Genomic DNA, 20,535 nt, shown 5'->3' with positions numbered 1-20,535 from the left:
ATGCGGATACTCACGTTGATCGCCAGCACCGCCGCGGTGGTCGCGACCGCCACGGTAGGCGGTCTGGCCACCCGCCCGGCGCTGCAGTCGGTTTGGTACAGGCAGTTGCGCAAGCCGCCCTACCAGCCGCCGCGGACGGTGTTCCCGGCCGTGTGGCCCGCCCTGTACGCCGACATCGCCGTGGTGTCCGCGGCCACCGTCGACTCGCTGCGCTACGCCGGGAACCGGCCGGCGGCCCGCGCTTACCTGAGCTGGCTCGCCGCCAATCTCGTGCTGAATGCGGCGTGGTCCTGGGTGTTCTTTCATCGCCGCCGGTTGGCGGCGGCGGTCGTCGTCAACGCGGCGCTGACGGCCAGCAGCGCCGACTTGGCCCGTCGCGCCATCGCCGTCCGGGGACGGGGCGCCGCGCCGCTGGTGCTCTACCCCGTCTGGTGCGCGTTCGCCCTCCTGCTGTCCGCCCACATTTGGCTCTTGAATCGCCGTCGTAGAATCGACCCGCCATGACGGCCGACCGCGGCGAGATGACCGCCCGCAAGCGCCGCCACATCGACGTGTGCCTCGACGGCGATGTGGGTTATCGGGGCGTGACGACGGGCCTGGAACGCTACCGCCTGCCCTACAACGCCTTGACGCAGACCAGCCTCGACGACATCGACCTTGCCACGGAATTTCTCGGCGCGCGGCTTCGGGCGCCGATCCTGGTGGGCGCCATGACCGGCGGTGCGCGCCTGTCGGGCACCATCAACCGGAACCTGGCCGCGGCCGCGCAACGGCTCGGCATCGGAATGATGCTGGGGTCACAGCGCGTCATGCTCGACAGCGTGTCGGGGGAGCGGGCCGCGCCGAGCTTCGCGGTGCGCGACGTGGCACCCGACGTGCTCTTGATCGGCAACATCGGGCTGTCCCAGCTGACCAAGGACGCGGTACCCGACATCGTCCGGGCGCTCGACCGGGTGGAGGCCAATGCGCTTGCGGTGCATACTAATCCGCTTCAGGAGGCCATCCAGCATCATGGCGACACCGACTTCACTGGATCGCTGGACCGGCTGCACGACCTGACCGGCATGCTGGGCTATCCGGTGCTGCTGAAGGAGGTCGGCCACGGCATCGGCGCCGCCGCGGTCACCGACCTGCTGCGGCTGTCCGCCGAGCCGCCGGTGGCGGCGATCGACGTGGCGGGCGCCGGCGGGACGTCATGGTCACGCGTCGAGCAACTGGTCCGCTACGGCGAGGTGCGCTACCCGGACCTGGCCGACTGGGGCATACCGACCGCGCAGGCGATCATCCAGGTGCGGGCGGCGCTGCCGGACATTCCGCTCGTGGCGTCCGGTGGCATCCGGACGGGCATGGACGCGGCGAAGGCGCTGGCCTTGGGCGCGGACGTGGTGGCCGTCGCCCGGCCGCTGCTCCCGGCGGCGATCGAGTCCGCCGTCGCGGCGACGGCGTGGCTGCAGCGGTTCATCGACGAACTGCGCATCTGCCTGCACGGGTGCGGCGCCGGCCATCTGCGCGCCCTGCGCGACGTCGGCGTGACGCCGATCTGAGGGCGTGCGCACATGGCCGTGATCCTTGCTTATGGGTCGCCCGCACTGGGGCACCTGTACCCGCTGGGCGCGCTGCTGCGCGAATTGGGGCGGCGCGGCCATCGGATTCACCTGCGCACCTTGGCGAGCGAGGTTCCCACGATGCGCGCGATCGGCATGCACGCCGAGGCCGTCGACCCGCGGATCGAGGCGATCGAGGGTCGGGACTGGCTCGCGCGCAACGCCTTAGGGGTCCTCAAGACGACGCTCGACGTCCTGTGCCGGCGCGCCGCGGTCGAAGTCGGAGACTTGCGGCGCGCCATGACGCTGGTCCGTCCGGACGCCGTCATCGTCGACGCCAACTGCTGGGGAGCCATGTCGACCGCCGAGGCCAGTGGTGTTCCCTGGCTGGTGTTTTCGCCCTTCACTCCCTACCTGCGGTCCCGTGCCGCGCCGCCGTTCGGTCCGGGCCTGAGGCCGCTGCCCGGCCTCGCCGGCAGCATCCGCGACGCGTCGATGCGCCCGTTCGTGACCGGCCTGTTCGATCGCCGGATCGTGCCACGGGTCAACGCCGTTCGCACGACACTCGGTGTACCTGCGGTCAAGTCGGTGGATGGGCTCATGCGCCGCGCCCCGCTGTTGTTGGCGGTCGGCGGAGAGCCGTTCGAATACCCTCATCCGGATTGGGACAGCGTGCATTTCGTCGGCGCGTGCGCGTTCGAGCCGGCACCCGCGGAGGCCCCTTCCTGGCTGGCCGCCATCGAGCGGCCCCTCGTCCTGGTGAGCACCTCCTCCATCGCGCAGGCCGACGCGGCGCTGGGGCGTATCGCCTTGCAGGCGTTGGCCGATGAACCGGTCCATGTCGTCGCCACGTTTCCGGCCGGTGCGCCCGCGGGGCTGCCGCGGACGGCCAACGCCACGGTGTGCCGCTTCGTGCGCCATGGCGCGGTCCTGGACCGTGCGGTCTGCGCGGTCACCCACGGCGGGATGGGCACCACCGTGAAGGCGCTGGACCGCGGGGTCCCGGTCTGCGCGGTGCCGTTCGCCCGCGATCAGGCCGAAGTCGCGCGCCGCGTCCAGGTGGCCCGCTGCGGCACCCGGTTGCCGGCAAAGAGGCTGACCGCGGAACGGCTTCGCGCGGCCGTGCGCGAGGCGATGACGATGTCCGAAGGCGCGCGGCGGGTGGCCGCCGGGTTCGCCGCGACCGGCGGCGTGGCGCGCGGCGCCGATCTGGTCGAGCAGTTGCTGCCGGGAGGGGTTCTACCGCGCGGTTTCGTGGCGCCGGGCCCCTGCGGCGCCACGCCCGAGGTGTGCTGACGGTTTCGCGGGCTGGTCGGCGAGCTCGTCCTCGAACGTCGACATCGCCCCGATCATCGCGGTGAAGACGCGGTGAGCGGCGACGAGGTCCTTGTCGCTGAACTCCGCCAGGGCCTTGGTCAGGTGGATACCGAGCGGCCTGAAAAAGGCGTGCGCCAGCGTCATGCCGCTTTCCTCGTAGCGCAGCAGCCATTTTCGCCGGTCCTCGGGGTCCGGCTCGCGCCGGATGTGGCCGGCCTCGATCATCCGATCGACCAGATAGGTGATCGCCGCGGGCGACACATCCATGCGCTGCTTGAGCTGGGCCAGGGTCAACGGCTTTCCCGCGGTTTCGCTGACCATGATGTGCAGGAGCGCGTGGAAATCGCTGCTGCCCACGTCGTTCTCCCGCGCGAAGTGGCGGCCGATCCGGTCGGACTGCGCAGTGATCGCCCGCATGTCGGCCGACAACTGCTTCTCCAGCTCCGCCCGGTCCGGCGGTGGATCTTGTGCGCGACGCTTGCTCACCTACCCGCATCCTTCATCAGACCCACCAGCGTATCCGTGCGCTTAGCCTGGACCTAGCGCGACCTGCCGAGGTCCGACGCCCGCGGGCTTTTGGCCACTTCCGCCACGCCGGCCTCCGTGCGGAGGCGACAAGCGATTACTTCCCGGCAGAGACGAAAGTGGCTGATGTGACTCGCGTCTTGCGCGCCAGGGCGATCCACGACGTGGCGGCCGCGGCGAAGGCGAGGGCCCGCGCGGTACCGGTTCGGCCCGGGGGATAGAGAACACCCGCGACGTAACGGTCCACGAACCCGCTCGGCAGCGGCTTCATCCCGGCTCGCGCGCGCGCCCAATCTTCCAGGAACGTCAGCGGACATGGCACGGGCAGCGTCACGACCACCACTCCCCAGCACACGCTCGCCAGGTGCAGCCAAATGGTGCGCGGCCAGCGCAGCGCCAGAAATCCGCCACTGGGCAGGTACAGAAGGTAGGCGAAGTGGGCGCCCACACTGACGATCACGACGGCGAAATGCGCCTTCTTCATCGCTGGTTCGGACTTCCGCTAGTGTCAAGTGCTGCGGTACGTCCATGTTAGCCACCCGTGCGTCGCTGGTAGCGGCGTTCCGCGTAGGCCAGATCGTCACGCCACAGCCGGGTAGCGGCATAGCGCATCAGCGGTGTGATCAACGGGCCCGCGCGGCGCGCCGTTTTGAAACCGGGGCGTTGCGAAGTGGCGACGGTGGCTTCGATCACGGCGACACGCGGGCGGCCATCTGGCCCCAAACCCATTGGCGTTGCGTGCGTTTCGACGACGCTGCCGGTTCCCTCACCCTCGATGATGCGCATGAGGACCGTGCGCGCCTCGGGGGTGGTGAATTCCGCGATGACGGGCACGCCGAAGCGACTCATCCGGAAGGTGACCGAGACCAGGAACCGGTCGTCTTCCTCGGTGGGGGTGGTGAGCACCTCCAGCCGAGTGAACGAGTAGGGGTGAAACCACGCGCCGTGCCAGGGGTCGAGCCGGTTGGCGACGACGTCGGACGGTTCGCAGTGCCCGACCATGCGGGTGACCGCCGTCAACGTGTCATGGGTGGGCCGCGGCGCAACCACCGGCTCGTCCGTCGGGGCTTCTCCGCCAACGGAGTCGAGGCGGACCCACGCCAGCACGCCGTCGTCGTGGCTGGGAAACGGCGCCCAACGCAATTCGCACGTTTCGCCGTCGAGGGCCAGCCCGTGCCATCGGCAGTACAGGACCCCGCCGCGTACCAGGCCCGTCGCGAGGTCGGCGCCCAGGTGTGGGCAGCTCGCGGGACCGACCCGCAGGCGGCGGTGCTTGTCGCGCCAGGCGACCAGGTCGACGCCGGCGACGCGCGCGCCGAACGCGCGCCCGATGCCCACCTCGCGGCTGGCCGCGAACACGTACCAGTTTCCGGTCGGCCGGCGCCCCGACCGTTGCAGCGCGGCGTTGATGATCCCGGGCTGCGCGTCCCGGTAGGTCGGGCGCTGCCGTGTCCATGAGACGCGCGGGATCACGCCGACGGGCCAGTCTTTCGGCCACCGCTGACGCAGGCGGTCGCCGACGCTCATCGCCGCCGCCCCCGGCGCTCGGTCAGCGATCGCAGCAGCGCCGACCGCCCGCGGGTGGGAACCGTGCACAGTTGATGGCCGGCGAGACCCCACGATGCCAGCAACCGGTTGGCGGCCGACCAGCCGGTGGTGGCCGCCCGTTCCATCAGCGCCACCGGCAGGTCGACGCGGATCCCGTCACCGGCGAGCACCAGACCGGGCTGCGGCGTGGCCACCGCCGGGCGTTGCGCGTAGGTTCCCGGCGCGAACAGCGGGCAGTCGCTGCGGCGCAGTTCGCGTTCGTAAAGCACACGCGCGGCGGCGGTTTCGGGATACAGCTCGTGCAGCCGCCCGATCGCCGCCTCGCCGGGCGACTCGGCACCGGCTGCATACGAATGCAATTCGACGACGGATCCGCGGTGCCGGCGTGCCCATCCGGCGGCCTCGCGTTCGTAGCGCTCGAGCACGCTGATGTTGTCGACGGGCTCATGGCCGGCGGTTCCGAGGAAGGCGGGCCGGTCACGGTCGACGGGCCGGTCGAGCCAGAGCCGTTGCACCACGAACGGCGGTGCGGTGCGCAGCCGCCGGATCCGAGCCCGCCACGAATCGTCGCCCAGCCCGGGTGACGCGCCCACCACCCGCTGCAGGCCGCCGACGTCGAGCGCCAGGACGACGGCGTCCGCGTCGAAGCGCTCACCCGAATCAGCATGGACGCGAAGGGGTTTCACATGGTCCGGTGAGACGCGGGACACGCCTGTACCGAGGTGCACCCGAACACCCCGGTCGCTCAGGTAGTCGCCCAGCGGATTCCACAGGCCCACATCGAAGTTCGCGGTGGCGACGTCGAAAACCAGGCCCTCGCTGGAGCCCAGGAAGTAGATATGGAACATCGTCGCCAGTTCGGCGGCGGACAATTGCGACGGCTCGGCGAAGAAGCTGCGCGAGAACACCTCGAAGGCGAGGTGGCGCGCGGACTCCGGAAAGTTGATGCTCTTCAAGAAGGTTTCGGCGTCGATGTGGTCGAGCCGTCGGTAGATGTCGGGCACCGACACCGCCGCCAGCGGGGCGGCGGCCCGGGCGTTGATGCGCGCCAGGTCACCGAGTGAAAACGTGGGGCTGCGCAACGCGAACGCCAGCGCGTTCCACGGCGGGGTGCGGGGCAACCCGCGGAAGCTGTCGCGGCGACCGGCACCGTCGATCAGGGGGTAATCCTCGACCGGGGCGAGCATGCGCAGCTGCGGGTCGATCCGCCGCAGCAGGGCCCGCAGGTTGTAGTACTGGCGGAAGAAGGCGTGAAACCCGCGGTTCATCGCGAGTTCGGCGCCGTCGGCGTGTTCGGTCCAGCCGCCCACCCGGCCGCCCAGGTGGCCCTCGCGTTCCACCACGTCCACGGCGACGCCGCGTTCGGCGAGCGCGGTGGCGGCCGTGAGGCCGGCGATCCCGGCCCCGACGACCACGACGCGCGGCCGCGACGAGAGCGCTCCCGCGTCGGGCAGCCCCGGCGCTGCGGGGTGAATGCGGCGGCGGCGGTCGGTCATTGCGATGCCTCCCCGAGGAAGGTGTGCACGACGTTGTGTTCCCAGCCGGGCATGGTATCGCTCCGCACCCCGGTGAATCCGGCCTCGCGCAGCCGCCGCCGAAACCGCGCCGCCCCGTCGAAAGCGAGGACGCTGCGCCACAGATGCCGGTAGAGCGTGCTGTCACGCGTGCGCCACCAGCCGGCGGGGATGATGATGCCCCAGCACACCGCGTGCCAGATCAACGTCGCGGCGCGGGAATCGCGCACCGAGTACTCGTGCAGCGCCAGCGTGCCGCCGGGGCGAAGCAGGGTGCGAAACGCGCGGAGCTGACGGTCCGGGTCCGCGAGGTTGCGCAGCAGGTAGGCGGCCAGGATGCCGTCGAACGGCCCGGTGACGCCGTGCTCGTCGAGCTCCTCGATGCGGGCGTGCACGAACCGGACCGACGGCGGCCACGCCTTCGCCCTTGCCGCATCGAGCATTCCGTTCGCGGCGTCAACGGCGACGATCTCCGCGTCGGGAGCCGCCGCCAGCAGCGCGGCCGTCGACGCGCCGGTGCCGCAGCCCGCGTCGAGCAGGCGCAGACCCCGGCCGCGTGCTGCCAGCCTCATGCGGCGCGCCGACAGCGCCAGGTTTGCGTGGTAGTCGGGGTTGGCGCCGACCAGCCGGTCGTACGCCGCCGCGCCGCCGTCAAAGGCGTCGGGCACGTCGGCGCGGGGCAGCCCGGCCCTATCCATGGTCACCGCTTCCACGCTGACGCTCCCACAGCAGGAGCACGGCGGTGACCAGCGCGAAGCCGAACAGGAAGTCCTCGACGGGGATGTCGAACGGAAACCGCACGCCGCTGGTTTGCTTTTCGTTGTAGATCACGATCGGGGCGCTGCGTTTGGTCAGCCAGCCGTCGACCGGCACCTGAAAGCCGAGCACGATCGCCATCGACACCCAGTAGGCGGGCCGCCGCAACAGCCCGGTGCGCAACACCAGTTCCAGGGCCAGCACGGCCAGGACGGCCGCGACGGCCGGCACGGTGTAACCGAGCCCGGTCACCGGCGCCTGCTCCGATCGAGGATGGCGCTCACGGCGTTGTAGGTCAGCAGGCCGCACAGAGGAATCACCAGGAAGAACAGTACTTCCTCGATGGGCACCCCAAATGGGATGTGGATGCCGGTGATGTATTTTCCGTTGTACGTCCACACCCCGGTGCCGATCGCCACCGCGTCCCAGACGAGAAACAGTGCCGCGATCGGAAGCACGGCGCGCGCGAGCCGGCGCGGCCGGCGGTAGACACCGGCGCCGAAAAGCTCCAGTGGCGCCGTGATCGCCAGGCACAGGCCGAGCAGGATCAGGTATTGCCATCGGTCGGTCACGCCGCACCCGTCATCCGGGCGCGCCACGCCTGCAGCAGCGCGCCACCGGCGACCCGGAGCCGTCGCGCATTGGCGACGGTGGCGCGGTGGGTGAACACCGAAAAGTCTTGGGCTTCAATGCAATCCAGGATTTCGGAGTACAGCGTCAATGCGGTGGCCACGCACGGCCGGGAACGCGGGGCCAGCATCGCGATCCCGTCGGCGGCGAATCGGTAGATCTCGCGGGTGATGTCGTGCTGAGCCGCCAGCGCGGCGCGCACCCGCGCGTGGGTGCGCCGGTGATCGTGACACCAGACCATCAGTTCGCGGTCCACGCCGAAGGCGGCGAGTTCGTCGGCAGGCAGGTAGATCCGGTTCCGCGTCAGGTCCTCGTCGATGTCCCGCAGGAAATTGGTGAGCTGAAACGCGCGGCCCAGCGCCGCCGCGTACGGCTCGGCGTCCTCGCCGGGGCACACGGTGCCGAGGATCGGAAGCATCTGCAGGCCAATGACTTCCGCGGAGCCGCGCATATAGCGGTTGAGCGCCGCCCGGTCCGGATAGTCGGTGACGGTGAGGTCCATGCGCATGGAATCCAGAAAGTCCCCGAACAGATCCGCGGGGATGCCGTAGCGGCGCACGGTGTCCTCGACCGCGGCCAGGACGGGCTCGTCGTGATGCTCGCCGCCGGCGAAGAGGCGGTCCGACAGCCGCTGCAGCGCCTCGGCGCGCGCGACGACGTCCAGCGCCGGGTTGAGGTCGTCGAGGATGTCGTCGGCGTGGCGCGCGAAGCCGTACAACGCGTGCACCGCCGGGCGCTGGTCGGGGGCCAGCAACCGGGTGGCGAGGAAATAGGTGCGGCCATGTCTGGCGGCGATCTGCCGGCAGCTGCGATACGCCGCGCGCAGGCGCGCATCGGAGATCCCGGCGGCGGCCAGCTCCGTGCGGATCATCGCGAACCGGCCTTCAGGTCGACGGATCTGGTCGTCCGGCCGGCCGTCCCGGTGATGCGGTCGGCGGCCAATCGCCCGGAGATCAGCGTGGTCGGCACCCCCACGCCGGGCAGCGTCGACGACCCGGCCAGCACCGCGTTGTCGATTCCGCGCACCGTGTTCGCCGGCCGGAACGGCCCGGTCTGAGCGAACGTGTGGGCCAGCGCAAACGGTGTGCCGGCCATCATGCCCTGGCGGGCCCAGTCGGCCGGGGTGTCGACGTGCAACAGCCGGGCGCCGTCGCGCAGGCCGGGCAGCAGCCTGTCCTGCACCACCTCGAGGAGGTCGTCCGCGTAGGCGCCGCCGGTGCGCGACCAGTCGATGCCGCACCGGGACAGGTTCGGCGCCGGCGCCAGCACGTAGAGCAGGTCGCGATCGGCGGGGGCCAGGCTCGGGTCGCTGGCCGTGGGCCGGGTGACCAGCAGCGACGGGTCGGCCATCAGGCGGCCGTCGCGGATGATGTCGGTGAAGGTCCGCTCCCACGCCGAGCCGAAAAGGATGGTGTGGTGGGCGCTTTGCGGCGGCGCGGCGCGACAGCCCACGTGCAGCACCACCGCCGACGGCGCCGCGCGCAGCGGAAGAATCCGTCGCGGTTGCCCGCCCAGCAGGCGGTAGGTCTGCGGCAGCTCGGTCGTCAGGACCACCGCGTCGCAGGCCAACCGCCGATCCTCCGTGTGCACCGCCGTGATCCGCTGACCGGCGCGCTCCAGCCCGGTGACCGTTGACCCGTAACAGAACTGCACCCCGGCGTCGGCGGCCGCCGCCGCCAGCGCATCGGGCAGCGCGCGCACGCCGCCGCGCGGGAAGAACACGCCGGCGACGGTGTCCATGTAGGCGATCACCGCATAGACCGCCAGGGCGTGTTGCGGCGCGACACCGGCGTACAGCGACTGGAAGGTGAACACCCGGCGCAGCCGGGGGTCGCTGACGTGGCGCTTGACCATCGTGTCCCAGCGGCGGAATCCGCCGAGCGCGGTGAGCCTCGCCAGCCGACCGTTCAGCAGGCCAAGCGGGGAATCGAAGTTCGAGGCGATGAAGCCGTCGAATTCGGTGCGATACAAGCGGTCCAGCCAATCGCGCAACCGCCGGTAGCCGTCGGCCTCGTGCGCGCCCGCGAGGTCCCGCACCGCGGCGGCCATCCGGTCGGTGTCGGTGTGGACGTCGATGGAGCTGCCGTCGGCGAACATCGCCCGGTAGGCCGGATCCACGGGCAGCAATTCGAGCCTGTCCGTGAGGGTTTCGCCGACAGCGGCGAACGCCTCGTCGATGATGTCGGGCATCGTGAGCACCGTCGGGCCGGTGTCGATGCGGTAGCCGTCGATGTCGCGCCGGCCCGCCCGCCCGCCGGGCCAGGGTTCCCGCTCCACCACCGTGACTTCCCGGCCCCGGCCGGCCAGCTGCAGCGCTGCGGACAGCCCCGCAAACCCCGCGCCGACCACGACGACGCGGTCGGTGCGACCCGGCACCGTACGCATCAGCGAGACACCTCGGCGTTCATGCCGCCCGCCGCGTGCACAGGCCCGCCATATCGACCAGCGCGGCCACAATGGGGCCATCAAATGCGGTGCGGTGCAACGCCTTCAGCGCTGCGTCGAAACGGTCGGCGATGAGTTCCTCGATCCACTGCACCGCGCCGGTGGCGAGGATCAGGTTTCGCCAGTGCTCCAGCGCGGAATCGTCGAGGCGGTCGCTGTTCATCAGGTCCCGGAACTGCAGGCGGGTCGATGCGTCGGCCAACTGGTGCGCGGCCACCACCACGCTGGTCGCCTTGCGCTCGACCAGGTCGTTGTTGGGCTTGCCGGTCGCCGTCGGGGATCCGAAGATGCCGAGGATGTCGTCGCGTAGCTGGAACGCCTCGCCGATGGCGGAGCCGTAGTCGCCGAGCGCCACCAGCACCCGGTCGCCGCAGCCGGCCATCGCGGCACCGATCTCCAGGGGCCGCCGCACCGTATAGTTCCCCGACTTCCGCCGGGCCACCTCCAGCACGGCTTCCATGGTAGGCAGGTTTCGCATGTCGGTCGCCAGATCCGCGAACTGGCCCACCGCGAGCTCGGTGCGCATCGCGTCGTAGCGTGGCCATCCCCGCAACAGGTGGCGCGGTTGGAGACCGCTGTCGCGCAGCATCTGTTCGGCCCAGATCAAGCACATGTCGCCGAGCAGGATGGCGGCCGATTCGCCGAACCGGCGCGACGATCCGGACAGCCCGCGCCGGCGATGCCAGGCGGCGAACTGGAGATGCGCGGCGGGACGGCCCCGTCGCGATGCCGAATCGTCCATGACGTCGTCTTGCAGTAGCGCGAATGCGTGCAGAAGCTCCAGGCTGGCGGTCGCCGCCAGTGCGGCGTCGCTCTCCGGCTCGCCGCACAGCCAGCCCAGATACATGAACATCGAACGCAGGCACTTACCGCCGTCCACAAACTCCAGCAAAATGTCGCCGGCCACGTCGACCCCGCAGGCGCCCAGCGCGTCGTCGCACCGGGCGGCGACGAAGTCGGCGACGTGCGACAGCACGGCCCGCCGCACACCCGTTCGCCAGGTGTCGAAACGGTCCGCATCGGGCAGCGAGGGTGGGCTTTTCCGAACAGCTTCGGCGAGGCGTATCCCTGGGAACGCGCGCACGGCTCGCACGGCGGCCTCGCTTGCAGGGTCGGGCAGCCGCTGGCTCGAAAGGCTCGGATTCACGCGTTGGTACCCCTTTGACGAGAAGACAAACACACGGACCGACCGCGGACGTGCTCGATCGGCCCGTCCACCCGTTCGGTTAAGTTATTGAAACATTAATTTACTGAATGATCCTCCGATGCGCCAGTGTTGTTTTGGGCGCGCGACGATCACGGCCGGGGGCGCAGCCGGTTTTGAGCGTCAGCGGATGCGAATACCCCAGTCGCGCAACCCGTTACGGCCCTAGGAGGGGATGGCGGCGACGCGCGCCGGTTCGGGCTGTCGTTGCCGGGGGCGGACCGCGCTCGAGAGCAGCTTGCGCCGTGCCCTGACGATGTCCTCGATGAGCTGGAGCGCTTCGGCGACCGATCCGACCACGGTCAGACCGTGCTCGTTGACGATGCGCAGCAACGGGCGCATCGCGGCGCCGGTGACCACGCTGCAATGCACGCGCGACCGGTGATGCTCGTGGTTGAGCGCAAGGAGCGCCCGGAAACCGTCGGTGCTGAGAAAACTCAGGTGGCTCAAGTCGAGGATCAAGGGGGTTTTCAGCCTGCCGAACTGGCGGATGGCATCGGCGACGTCGTTGGCATTCGACGCGTCGATCTCGCCATCGACGCGGAGCACGGTGCCGAGGCTGCGCGCATAAACGTAGAGCCGCGCGCCGTTGAAGTCGGCAATGTACCGGCAGCGGTCGGGTTGACATTGCTCCGGCGAATTTATTGGGTGATGAGCGGTCATAAGGTCCACCGATCGAATGTGGAGAGGGGGAGCGACCGGTGTGCTAACCGGGCCCCAAGACACTTAGCTGTGAACTCAACCTGATTTCCAGCGTAGCCCCGGCAACCCGCCGACTCGGCGGATAGCGTCGCGAAGTTGCAGCCGCTGACGGGCACGCGACCGATCCGATCAGCGCTTTCCCGCAGGAACTCGCGGCACGCGAGAGCCGGAAAGTCTTCGTTTTCTGGCTCCGCTGGACCGTCATCGATCAGCCGATAATCTGCGAATAAGCTGTCGCTCTTTGATCGGTTTGGCCGCGTCGATATCGGGTAGCAGCGATTTGCGGCCGTTGCCGTCGTTTCGCGAAGGCAATTGCGTTCGCGCCGCCAAGTCGACCTCGATCCCATCACCCGGTGAGCAGCGACCGCAGGTCGCGGCTGGTCGGCCGCCTGATCGACCCGGTAGTTTCTGCCGACCAAGAACGGGAATCCGGCGCCGGTGAACGTATCCGATCTCTCCGATCTCGTTACCAAGCCCTTCCAATGGGGATCAGCCCTGCGCGGCCGCCGGTTTTTCCACCCCGTCGGCGTGTTGGCGCAAGGCTTCATCGAACGGACCGCACCCGCGGCCGACGGGTTGCCCCTCCCGTCTTCCGAGGTCGTTGCCCGCGTCTCCAAGGCCGCCGGGACGCCGGGCGCACTGCCCGACTTCATCGGCCTGGCGTTCCGCATCGCGCCGCAGCAAGAGGGGGCCACGCCGTGGGACATCCTGCTGGTGTCCGCGGGCTCGGGCGTGCTGGCCCGGGCGGTCGCACTGCGGCCGACGGTGTCGTGGACCGGACGGACCCTGACCAGCCTCATGCCGCTGCGCTATCGGGGAAACATCTGGTGGCTGAGGGCCCAAAGCATCAGCGCTGTCAACGGTTTTGGCCTATCGCTGGACAGCATCCGGCAGGCGATCGCTGGTGGCGGCATCGACTTTGCCATCGACCAGGCTTGCGGCAGGGGCGATTTCGCGCCGCTGGCGCGGCTGACGCTGACCGGCGTCCTCGACCGTGAGCCGGACGTGTCGTTCGATCCGGTTGCCAACACCGCGCCGGGATTGAGCCTCTACCCGCAATGGCTCGCCGATCTGCGGGCGCGCGCCTACCGGCACAGCCGCGACGGCAGGGACGCGTAACAGCGCGCTACCGGGTGCGCCCCAACAGGTGGCGCAGGGCCCCTTCGAGGTCCGGCTGGCGAAACCGCTGCCCGGCCGCGGTGAGTTTTTGGGGAATCACGCGTTGGCTGGCGCAGGCGAGTTCGCGGGCGCCCTGTTCGCCCAGCAGCAGCCGGGGTACGAGCGCCGGCACCGGCAACACTGCGGGCCGGCGCAGCACCCGGGCGAGGGTGCGCGTGTACTCGGAGTTGCGGACCGGTTGCGGCGCAACGGCATTCACCGGGCCTGACATCGTTGTGTCCCACAGCGCGCGGTGATAGACGTCGACCAGGTCGTCGATCCCGATCCAGGACAGCCACTGCCGGCCGTCGCCGAGCCGGCCGCCCAGCCCCGCGGCGAACAGCGGGCGCATCAGCTTCAGCGTGCCGCCGCGGGGCGATTGCACGATGCCGGTGCGCACCCGCACCGCCCGCGCCCCGGCTTGCTCCGCGGGCGCGGTCGCGTCCTCCCACTCGGCGACGACGTCGGCCAGAAACCCCTCGCCGCGATCGCTGTCCTCGGTGAGGGTCTCGTCGCCGCGGTCGTACCCGTAATACCCGATCGCCGAAGCCGAGATGAATACCGGCGGCCGGGGATCGGTGCGGCCCAGCAGCTCGGCGAGCCGGCGCGTCGGCCCGATTCTGCTGTCGCGGATGGCTTTTCGATGCCCCTCGGTGAACCGGCCGGCGATCGAGGCGCCGGCCAGGTGGATCACCGCGTCGACCCCGGCGAGCAGCTCCGGGTCGGGGTGATCGGGGTTCCACTGCCGCTCGTCGTCGCCGTTGGGCGTTCGCCGGAGCAGCTGGATGACGCGGTGGCCGCCGGTGCGCAGAAACGCGGTCAACGCGGAGCCGACCAGGCCCGACGATCCCGTGACGGCGATGGTCATCGGCGTCAGGCCGTGCTCGGCGGCCAGGCGGTGCGCGGCCAGGTCGTCGGCCAGCTGACGGTGGCGGTAGGCGAACATGGGGCGCAACAACGACCCGGGCACCGGAGTGTCGACCCGGTCGATGACCCGCGTTCGGTTGCCGCCTACGTCCTCGAAGTCGTGGGTGTGCCGCCACCGCACCACCATCCGCGCCGGCAGCGACGCCAGTCCCTCGCTGTCGATGGCGTCGACGAAACGTCGGGGCGGATCGTAGGAATCCGCCTGGTGTTGTGCGACCCACCGCAGGCCGCCGGGCAGCGCCAGCGTGGCGCGGCCGTCCTCGAGCGAGGCCGCCTCGGTGACCACCCCCATCGGTTGCCAGGGCGGCGACAGGCGGTCGAAGGCGCCCGGTCTGGCGTACCAGGCGAAAACCTCGGCGCGTGGTGCGTCGACCACGCTCGAATATTCCAGCCCCATCTTTCGACGTTAGCGGTCGGGCAACGCGTGCTCGACGATGGGCAGCCGTGGCTGGGGTTGCCGCTCGCCGCGCTTGGCCGCCAGGTAGACCTGCGCGGTCTCCTTGGCCACCGTGTGCCAGTCGAAGTCCGAGGTGAGCCGTTCGCGGGCGGCACGGGCGCGCCGCTGCGCGGCGTCCGGGTCGTCGAGCACCGTGCGTATCGCCGACGCCAGCGCCCCCACGTCGCGGGGCGGGCACGACACCCCGGTCCGCCCGTTGATCACCGCCTCCCCCAGGCCCCCGATGTTGGAGGTCACCAGCGGGGTGCCCGCCGCGGCCGCCTCCAGCGCGACGATGCCGAACGGCTCGTAGTGGCTGGGCAGCACCGCGGCGTCGGCCCGGTGCAAGACCGCGAGCAACTCGGCGCGTTCGAGGTGCCCGGCGAACCGAATCGCCTTGAGCACCCGGTGTTTACGCGCCTGTTCGATGAGCCAGTCCTGTTGCGTGCCCTCCCCGGCGATGGTGAGCGTGGTGCCCGGGTGGGTGCGCCTGACCCGCGGCAGCGCGGCGATGACGTCATGCACGCCCTTCTCGTACTCGAGCCGCCCCAGGTAGAGCAGCTCGGGCGGCCCCGGGCGCGGCCGGCGCGGCGCGAACGGCCAGCGTCGCGCGTCGATGCCGTTGCGGATCACCGTGATCTCGGCCAGCCCGGGACCGAAAAGCTCGGTGATCTCGTCGGCCATCGACGCCGAACACGTGATCAGCGAATCGGATTCGCGCACCAGCCACGACTCCACCGCGTGCACCTGACGGCTGATCGGTCCGGAGACCCAGCCGGAATGCCGCCCGGCCTCGGTCGCGTGAATCGTGGAAACCATTGGCACGTCGTAGAACTGGGCGAGCGCAATGGCCGGGTGGGCCACCAGCCAGTCGTGTGCGTGCACGACGTCGGGACGCCAGGGTCGCTCGGTGCCCGGTTTCGTGACGCTGAGCCCGGCGCGGATCATCGAGTGCCCCATCGCCAGGGTCCAGGCCATCATGTCGTCGCCGAAGGTGAATTCGTGCGGATCCTGCGCTGCGGCGATCACCCGGACGCCCTCGCTGGCCTCGTCGGACGACGGGTGGGTACTGGGATCGGTGCCCGTGGGGCGCCGCGACAGGACGACGACGTCGTGGCCGGCGGCGGCCAGCGCGGTCGAGAGGTGATGCACGTGGCGGCCCAGCCCGCCGATCACCACCGGTGGGTACTCCCACGACACCATCAGGATCTTCACCTGCGTGCCCCCCGTCGCGAGTGTCCCCAAAAAGCCGGCTGCGCCGGCGTGTCCGTGTACGAACACGCGCCCTCGCGGGAGAAGCCGGCGTTCACCGGGGCAGCCTACGCGCATCGAGGGCGCCGAACAGACCGTCGGCGCGATTCCACCCCTCGGCCAGCCGTTGCGCGCTGTCGCGCCGGCCCGACGCCAGCGCCCCGGCGATCTCGCGGGTGGCGTGCGCGTGCAGGTGGGCGCGGTACCGGGCGTAGTCGGCGGCCGAATCCTTGCTGACCATGAAGGGCCAGTCGCTGGAAACGGTGAGCAGGGTCTCGCGCAGGATCTGGTCGGCGACGTGGTCGCGGGGGATCGGCCCGTCCGTCTGCGACAGCGCCTTGTCGACCGTGCTCAGTGCGGTGTCGACCACCTCGGTGTTGTGTCGGACCAGGTCGGCGACCTGCTCGCCCGCCCACACCTGCCAGTCCTTGCCCGAGCCCCACGAGCTGGGCGGCAGGGCGACCGCGGCGCCGACGAATCCGTCGTCGATCGCGTCGCGCAGCGTGCCGACCCGCACGCCGGCCGCGGGCAGGGCGCGCAGCACCCGCTCCAGCCAGGTGGGGCCCTCGTACCACCAGTGGCCGAACAGTTCGGTGTCGAAGGCGGCGATGACGTGAGCGGGCCGCCCGATGCGCTCGGACTCGCTCGTCAGCCGGTTGCGGACCACGTCGACGAAGTCGGCGACGTGCACGTCGACGGCGTGGTCGGCGCGCTCGGGATCGTAGGGCGCCTTGGCCTCCGACGACACGTTGCGCCCGGTCACCCGGGCCGGCTTGAGGCCGGTCAGGTGGTCGTAGGTGTGGAAGTCGCGGTAGGCGGAATGGCCGGGGTAGCCGGATTTCGGCGACCACACCCGGTAGCTGACCTGCAGGTCGCGCCCGAATGCGACCACGTCGGTGTCGCCGACGGGCCGGCCCAGCGCGGTGTCGCCGTGCAGCGAGGGGCCGTCGACCATGAAGTGCGTGACCCCCGCCGCGGCGTAGTCGTGCTCCATGCCCGGGGCGTAGGCGCACTCGGGGGCCCAGATCCCGGTCGGACGGTGCCCGTTTCGCGGCCCGAGCCGCAGCTCGGCGTCGGCCAGGCCTTCCCGCAGCGCGAACTCGCGCAGCCGCGGATTCAGCAGCGGCTGGAACGGGTGGGCCAGCGGGCCGCCGAGCAACTCGATCGTGCCCGCGTCGACCAGGCCCCGCAGCAGCGGGCTGCCGCCGTGCCGCCACAGCGTGGCGAAGTCGTCCAGCGCCCGGTCGGCCTCCGCGCACTCGCGAATGCCGAAGGCCCGCAACGCTTCCGGTGTGCACGACTGGTAGCCGGCCGACTTCGACGCGGGGGCGGGGCGCATGCTGGCCGCCGCGGCCGCCTCGGTGGCGCGCAGCCGCCAGTTGGCCAGCCAGTGATGCATGCCGTCGAGGCAGTACGGGTCGTCGAGCTGGGCGTTGACCACCGGGGTGACGCCGAGCGTGATCAGGCGGTGCCGCTCCTCGTCGGCCAGCGTGTGCAGCACCCGCAGCAGGGGCAGGTAGGCCGCCGCCCAGGACTGATACAGCCATTCCTCGCCGACCGGCCAGCGGCCGTGGTGGGCCAGCCACGGCAGGTGGGTGTGCAGTACCAGGGTGAACAGGCCCGGTACGCGCGCCTCGGAGGTGCTCACGGGCCGACCGCGATCGCGAGCAGGTCCAGGCTGGCGTCGATGTCAGCGACGGCGGTGTCGAGGATGTCGAAGTCGTCGCACGTGACGGCGGCGACGTCGGCCGCCAGCTCGGGCGGCCACGGCTTATCGGCCACCGCCAGTGCGATCTGCGCTTCGATGATGGACCCGCCGTGGCGGCCGTCCATTTCGCGCAGGCGCGGGCCGTGGAACAGGCCGCTGACCGACACGTGGGGAAAGCCCGCGCCGACCAGCAGCTCGGTCAGCTCGGCGGCGTTGAGTTCGCGGGTGTGAAACGGGTTGATCGGCGTGTCCCGGCCCGGGGAGAAGGTGATCCGGTTGGGGGTGGACACCATGAGCAATCCAGAGGGGCGCAGCACCCGGGCGCACTCGGCGACGAACTGTGGCTGGTCCCACAGGTGCTCGATGACTTGGAAGTTCACCACAACATCCACCGACGCGTCGGGCAGTGGCAGCTCGGCGAGGTTGGCCTGCATGACCTCCACCCGGGGGTAGCGGCCGCGCACATGGGCCACCGCGGCCGCGTCGTAATCCACCGCGACGACCCGGCGGGCGACGCCGGCGATCAGGTCGGCGCCATACCCTTCGCCGCAGCCGGCCTCGAGCACCTCGGCGCCCGCGCAGCGTGGCGCGAGGCGCTGGTAGACGACCTGATGGCGGCGAAACCAGTAGTTCTCGATGTCCAGGTCCGGGATGGTGCGCTCGCCCGTCAGCGTGAGCACCGTGTCGGTCCCCGGCGAAGGGTCGCCGGGGGAGTCCGGGGGAACGTCGGGGAGGAATGCGCTCATTGCATAGGCAGGCTAACGCGAAGTGACCGATTCGCGAACCGGGAAGTGGGCACCCCTGCCGGATGGGACAGACAGGGCGAAAGAACCTGCCGCCCGGCGACGATGCCGTCCGCGATGGTGAACGGGGGAGGAGCCGGGCAGTTGTGCCTGCGTGACCCGCTATGGTGTGAGAGCAGACCGCACAAAGTTACCGGCCAGTAACACGCTTGTGCAGTGAAAAGTGCCTGACCGAGGTCCCGCGGTCGACCGCTGCGGGGCCCCCCTTCGAGGAGGACGAACCAGACTCATGACGAACATCGTGGTCCTGATCAAGCAGGTCCCAGACACCTGGTCGGAGCGCAAGCTCACCGACGGCGATTACACGCTGGACCGCGAGGCCGCCGACGCGGTGCTGGACGAGATCAACGAGCGCGCCGTGGAAGAGGCGCTGCAGATTCGCGAGAAGGAAGCCGCCGACGGCACCGAGGGCTCGGTGACCGTGCTGACCGCCGGCCCCGAGCGCGCCACCGAGGCGATCCGCAAGGCCCTGTCCATGGGCGCCGACAAGGCCGTCCACCTCAAGGACGACGGCATGCACGGCTCGTGCGTGGTCCAGACCGCCTGGGCGCTGGCGCGGGCGCTGGGCACCATCGAGGGCACCGAGCTGGTGATCGCGGGCAACGAATCCACCGACGGCTCCGGCGGTGCGGTGCCGGCCATCATCGCCGAGTACCTGGGCCTGCCGCAGCTGACCCACCTGCGCAAGCTGTCGGTCGAGGGCGGCAAGATCACCGGGGAGCGCGAGACCGACGACGGCGTCTTCAGCCTCGAGGCCACCCTGCCCGCGGTGGTGAGCGTGACCGAGAAGATCAACGAGCCGCGCTTCCCCTCCTTCAAGGGCATCATGGCCGCCAAGAAGAAAGAGGTCACGGTGCTGACCCTGGCCGAGATCGGGGTCGAGGCCGACGAGGTCGGGCTCGACAACGCCGGGTCGACAGTGCTGTCGTCGACGCCCAAGCCGCCGAAGACCGCGGGTGAGAAGGTCACCGACGAGGGCGAGGGTGGCAACCAGGTCGCCCAGTACCTGGTCGGACAGAAGATCATCTGACGAGCCCACGTCCCGAACACGAGAAGAGCGATATAACCCATGGCTGAAGTTTTGGTGCTCGTCGAGCACGCCGAAGGCGCCCTCAAGAAAGTCACCTCCGAGCTGATCACCGCCGCCCGCGCGCTGGGCGAGCCGGCCGCCGTCGTCGTCGGTGCGCCGGGGACGGCCGCGCCGCTGGCGGACGGCCTGAAGGAGGCCGGCGCCGCCAAGATCTACGTCGCCGAGTCGGACGACGCCGAGAAGTACCTGATCACGCCGGTGGTCGACGTGCTGGCCTCGCTGGCCGAGTCGAACTCACCCGCCGCGGTCCTGCTGTCCGCCAACGCCGACGGCAAGGAGATCGCGGGCCGGCTCGCGGCCCGGATCGGGTCCGGCCTGCTGGTCGACGTGGTGGAGGTCAAGGAGGGCAACAAAGCCGTGCACTCCATCTTCGGTGGCGCGTTCACCGTCGAATCGCAGGTCAACGGGGACACCCCGGTGATCACCGTGCGCGGCGGCGCCATCGACGCCGAGCCGCAGGCCGGTGCCGGCGAGCAGGTCACCGTCGAGGTCCCCGCTCCCGCCGAGAACGCCACCAAGATCACCGCCCGCGAGCCGGCGGTCGCCGGTGACCGGCCCGAGTTGACGGAGGCCAGCATCGTGGTGTCCGGCGGCCGCGGCGTCGGCAGCGCGGAGAACTTCAACGTCGTCGAGGCGCTGGCCGACTCGCTCGGTGCGGCCGTCGGTGCGTCGCGCGCCGCGGTGGACTCGGGCTACTACCCGGGCCAGTTCCAGGTCGGCCAGACCGGAAAGACGGTGTCCCCGCAGCTCTACATCGCGCTGGGCATCTCCGGTGCGATCCAGCACCGCGCGGGCATGCAGACGTCCAAGACCATAGTCGCGGTCAACAAGGACGAGGAGGCGCCCATCTTCGAGATCGCCGACTACGGCGTGGTCGGCGACCTGTTCAAGGTCGCCCCGCAGCTGACCGAGGCGGTCAAGGCCCGCAAGGGCTAGGTTTCCGCCCCAGCAAAAGCCCCCGCACGCCCGGCGTGTCG

21 protein-coding genes are annotated in these 20,535 nt (G+C 70.5%); 6 read left to right on the top strand and 15 right to left on the bottom strand.

Annotated features, from left to right (window positions below):
- Genes VMD50_RS16695 through VMD50_RS16685 form a run of 3 tightly spaced genes read left to right on the top strand, consistent with a single transcriptional unit; the run spans position 1 to position 2,840 of the window.
- Positions 1 to 504, top strand: a complete 504-nt coding sequence (locus VMD50_RS16695; protein WP_325428839.1) for a TspO/MBR family protein — start codon at positions 1 to 3, stop codon at positions 502 to 504.
- Positions 501 to 1,544: a type 2 isopentenyl-diphosphate Delta-isomerase gene (gene fni / locus VMD50_RS16690; RefSeq protein WP_325428838.1), complete on the top strand. Its 1,044-nt coding sequence runs from the start codon at positions 501 to 503 to the stop codon at positions 1,542 to 1,544. Before VMD50_RS16695 ends, fni begins: the two co-directional genes overlap by 4 nt.
- Before the next feature lie 12 nt (positions 1,545 to 1,556).
- Positions 1,557 to 2,840, top strand: a complete 1,284-nt coding sequence (locus VMD50_RS16685; RefSeq protein WP_325428837.1) for a glycosyltransferase — start codon at positions 1,557 to 1,559, stop codon at positions 2,838 to 2,840.
- Here the strand turns inward: VMD50_RS16685 and VMD50_RS16680 are convergent.
- The 11 genes from VMD50_RS16680 to VMD50_RS16630 form a co-directional block, all read right to left on the bottom strand.
- Complete coding sequence (locus tag VMD50_RS16680) at positions 2,784 to 3,347, bottom strand: MarR family winged helix-turn-helix transcriptional regulator (RefSeq protein ID WP_325428836.1); 564 nt, start codon at positions 3,345 to 3,347, stop codon at positions 2,784 to 2,786. The genes VMD50_RS16685 and VMD50_RS16680 overlap by 57 nt on opposite strands.
- A gap of 136 nt (positions 3,348 to 3,483) precedes the next feature.
- A complete protein-coding gene (locus tag VMD50_RS16675; protein ID WP_325428835.1) occupies positions 3,484 to 3,870 on the bottom strand; it encodes a DUF2784 domain-containing protein in 387 nt (128 codons plus the stop codon).
- A 47-nt stretch (positions 3,871 to 3,917) separates the two neighbouring features.
- Positions 3,918 to 4,913 (bottom strand): DUF5914 domain-containing protein, encoded by a 996-nt coding sequence (locus VMD50_RS16670; protein WP_325428834.1) that lies wholly within the window; start codon positions 4,911 to 4,913, stop codon positions 3,918 to 3,920.
- Positions 4,910 to 6,430: an FAD-dependent oxidoreductase gene (locus VMD50_RS16665; RefSeq protein ID WP_325428833.1), complete on the bottom strand. Its 1,521-nt coding sequence runs from the start codon at positions 6,428 to 6,430 to the stop codon at positions 4,910 to 4,912. Before VMD50_RS16665 ends, VMD50_RS16670 begins: the two co-directional genes overlap by 4 nt.
- Positions 6,427 to 7,146, bottom strand: a complete 720-nt coding sequence (locus VMD50_RS16660) for a class I SAM-dependent methyltransferase (protein ID WP_325428854.1) — start codon at positions 7,144 to 7,146, stop codon at positions 6,427 to 6,429. The genes VMD50_RS16665 and VMD50_RS16660 overlap by 4 nt, the downstream gene beginning before the upstream one ends.
- Complete coding sequence (locus VMD50_RS16655; protein ID WP_325428832.1) at positions 7,139 to 7,456, bottom strand: lycopene cyclase domain-containing protein; 318 nt, start codon at positions 7,454 to 7,456, stop codon at positions 7,139 to 7,141. Before VMD50_RS16655 ends, VMD50_RS16660 begins: the two co-directional genes overlap by 8 nt.
- Complete coding sequence (locus VMD50_RS16650; protein ID WP_325428831.1) at positions 7,453 to 7,776, bottom strand: lycopene cyclase domain-containing protein; 324 nt, start codon at positions 7,774 to 7,776, stop codon at positions 7,453 to 7,455. The genes VMD50_RS16655 and VMD50_RS16650 overlap by 4 nt, the downstream gene beginning before the upstream one ends.
- On the bottom strand, positions 7,773 to 8,705 hold the full coding sequence (locus VMD50_RS16645) for a phytoene/squalene synthase family protein (RefSeq protein WP_325428830.1): 933 nt from the start codon (positions 8,703 to 8,705) through the stop codon (positions 7,773 to 7,775). Before VMD50_RS16645 ends, VMD50_RS16650 begins: the two co-directional genes overlap by 4 nt.
- Positions 8,702 to 10,219 (bottom strand): phytoene desaturase family protein, encoded by a 1,518-nt coding sequence (gene crtI / locus VMD50_RS16640; protein WP_325428829.1) that lies wholly within the window; start codon positions 10,217 to 10,219, stop codon positions 8,702 to 8,704. Before crtI ends, VMD50_RS16645 begins: the two co-directional genes overlap by 4 nt.
- Positions 10,220 to 10,238: 19 nt before the next feature.
- On the bottom strand, positions 10,239 to 11,345 hold the full coding sequence (locus tag VMD50_RS16635) for a polyprenyl synthetase family protein (protein WP_414686093.1): 1,107 nt from the start codon (positions 11,343 to 11,345) through the stop codon (positions 10,239 to 10,241).
- A 303-nt stretch (positions 11,346 to 11,648) separates the two neighbouring features.
- A complete protein-coding gene (locus VMD50_RS16630; RefSeq protein WP_325428852.1) occupies positions 11,649 to 12,086 on the bottom strand; it encodes an STAS domain-containing protein in 438 nt (145 codons plus the stop codon).
- Between the two features lie 537 nt (positions 12,087 to 12,623).
- Here VMD50_RS16630 and VMD50_RS16625 point away from each other — a divergent pair.
- Entirely contained in the window at positions 12,624 to 13,304 is a 681-nt protein-coding gene (locus VMD50_RS16625; RefSeq protein WP_325428828.1) for a phosphodiesterase, read from the top strand.
- Between the two features lie 7 nt (positions 13,305 to 13,311).
- On the opposite strand, the gene VMD50_RS16620 is transcribed toward VMD50_RS16625, so the two are convergent.
- The 4 genes from VMD50_RS16620 to VMD50_RS16605 form a co-directional block, all read right to left on the bottom strand.
- Positions 13,312 to 14,667, bottom strand: a complete 1,356-nt coding sequence (locus VMD50_RS16620) for a TIGR01777 family oxidoreductase (RefSeq protein WP_325428827.1) — start codon at positions 14,665 to 14,667, stop codon at positions 13,312 to 13,314.
- Between the two features lie 9 nt (positions 14,668 to 14,676).
- On the bottom strand, positions 14,677 to 15,921 hold the full coding sequence (locus VMD50_RS16615) for a glycosyltransferase family 4 protein (RefSeq protein ID WP_325428826.1): 1,245 nt from the start codon (positions 15,919 to 15,921) through the stop codon (positions 14,677 to 14,679).
- 91 nt (positions 15,922 to 16,012) lie between these two features.
- Positions 16,013 to 17,605 (bottom strand): glycoside hydrolase family 57 protein, encoded by a 1,593-nt coding sequence (locus tag VMD50_RS16610; protein ID WP_325428825.1) that lies wholly within the window; start codon positions 17,603 to 17,605, stop codon positions 16,013 to 16,015.
- On the bottom strand, positions 17,602 to 18,411 hold the full coding sequence (locus VMD50_RS16605; RefSeq protein ID WP_325428824.1) for a class I SAM-dependent methyltransferase: 810 nt from the start codon (positions 18,409 to 18,411) through the stop codon (positions 17,602 to 17,604). Before VMD50_RS16605 ends, VMD50_RS16610 begins: the two co-directional genes overlap by 4 nt.
- 286 nt (positions 18,412 to 18,697) lie before the next feature.
- Here VMD50_RS16605 and VMD50_RS16600 point away from each other — a divergent pair, with 286 nt between their 5' ends.
- Positions 18,698 to 19,498 carry an electron transfer flavoprotein subunit beta/FixA family protein gene (locus VMD50_RS16600; protein ID WP_325428823.1) on the top strand — a complete coding sequence of 267 codons (801 nt, stop codon included), beginning with the start codon at positions 18,698 to 18,700 and terminating at the stop codon, positions 19,496 to 19,498.
- A 39-nt stretch (positions 19,499 to 19,537) separates the two neighbouring features.
- On the top strand, positions 19,538 to 20,494 hold the full coding sequence (locus VMD50_RS16595; protein WP_325428822.1) for an electron transfer flavoprotein subunit alpha/FixB family protein: 957 nt from the start codon (positions 19,538 to 19,540) through the stop codon (positions 20,492 to 20,494).
- Positions 20,495 to 20,535 lie beyond the last annotated feature (41 nt).

Origin of the sequence: Mycobacterium sp., from assembly GCF_035506235.1 — a bacterium.
GTDB lineage: Bacteria > Actinomycetota > Actinomycetes > Mycobacteriales > Mycobacteriaceae > Mycobacterium.
Note: the sequence above shows the minus strand (reverse complement) of the source record. Positions and strands in the feature narration are given on the sequence as shown.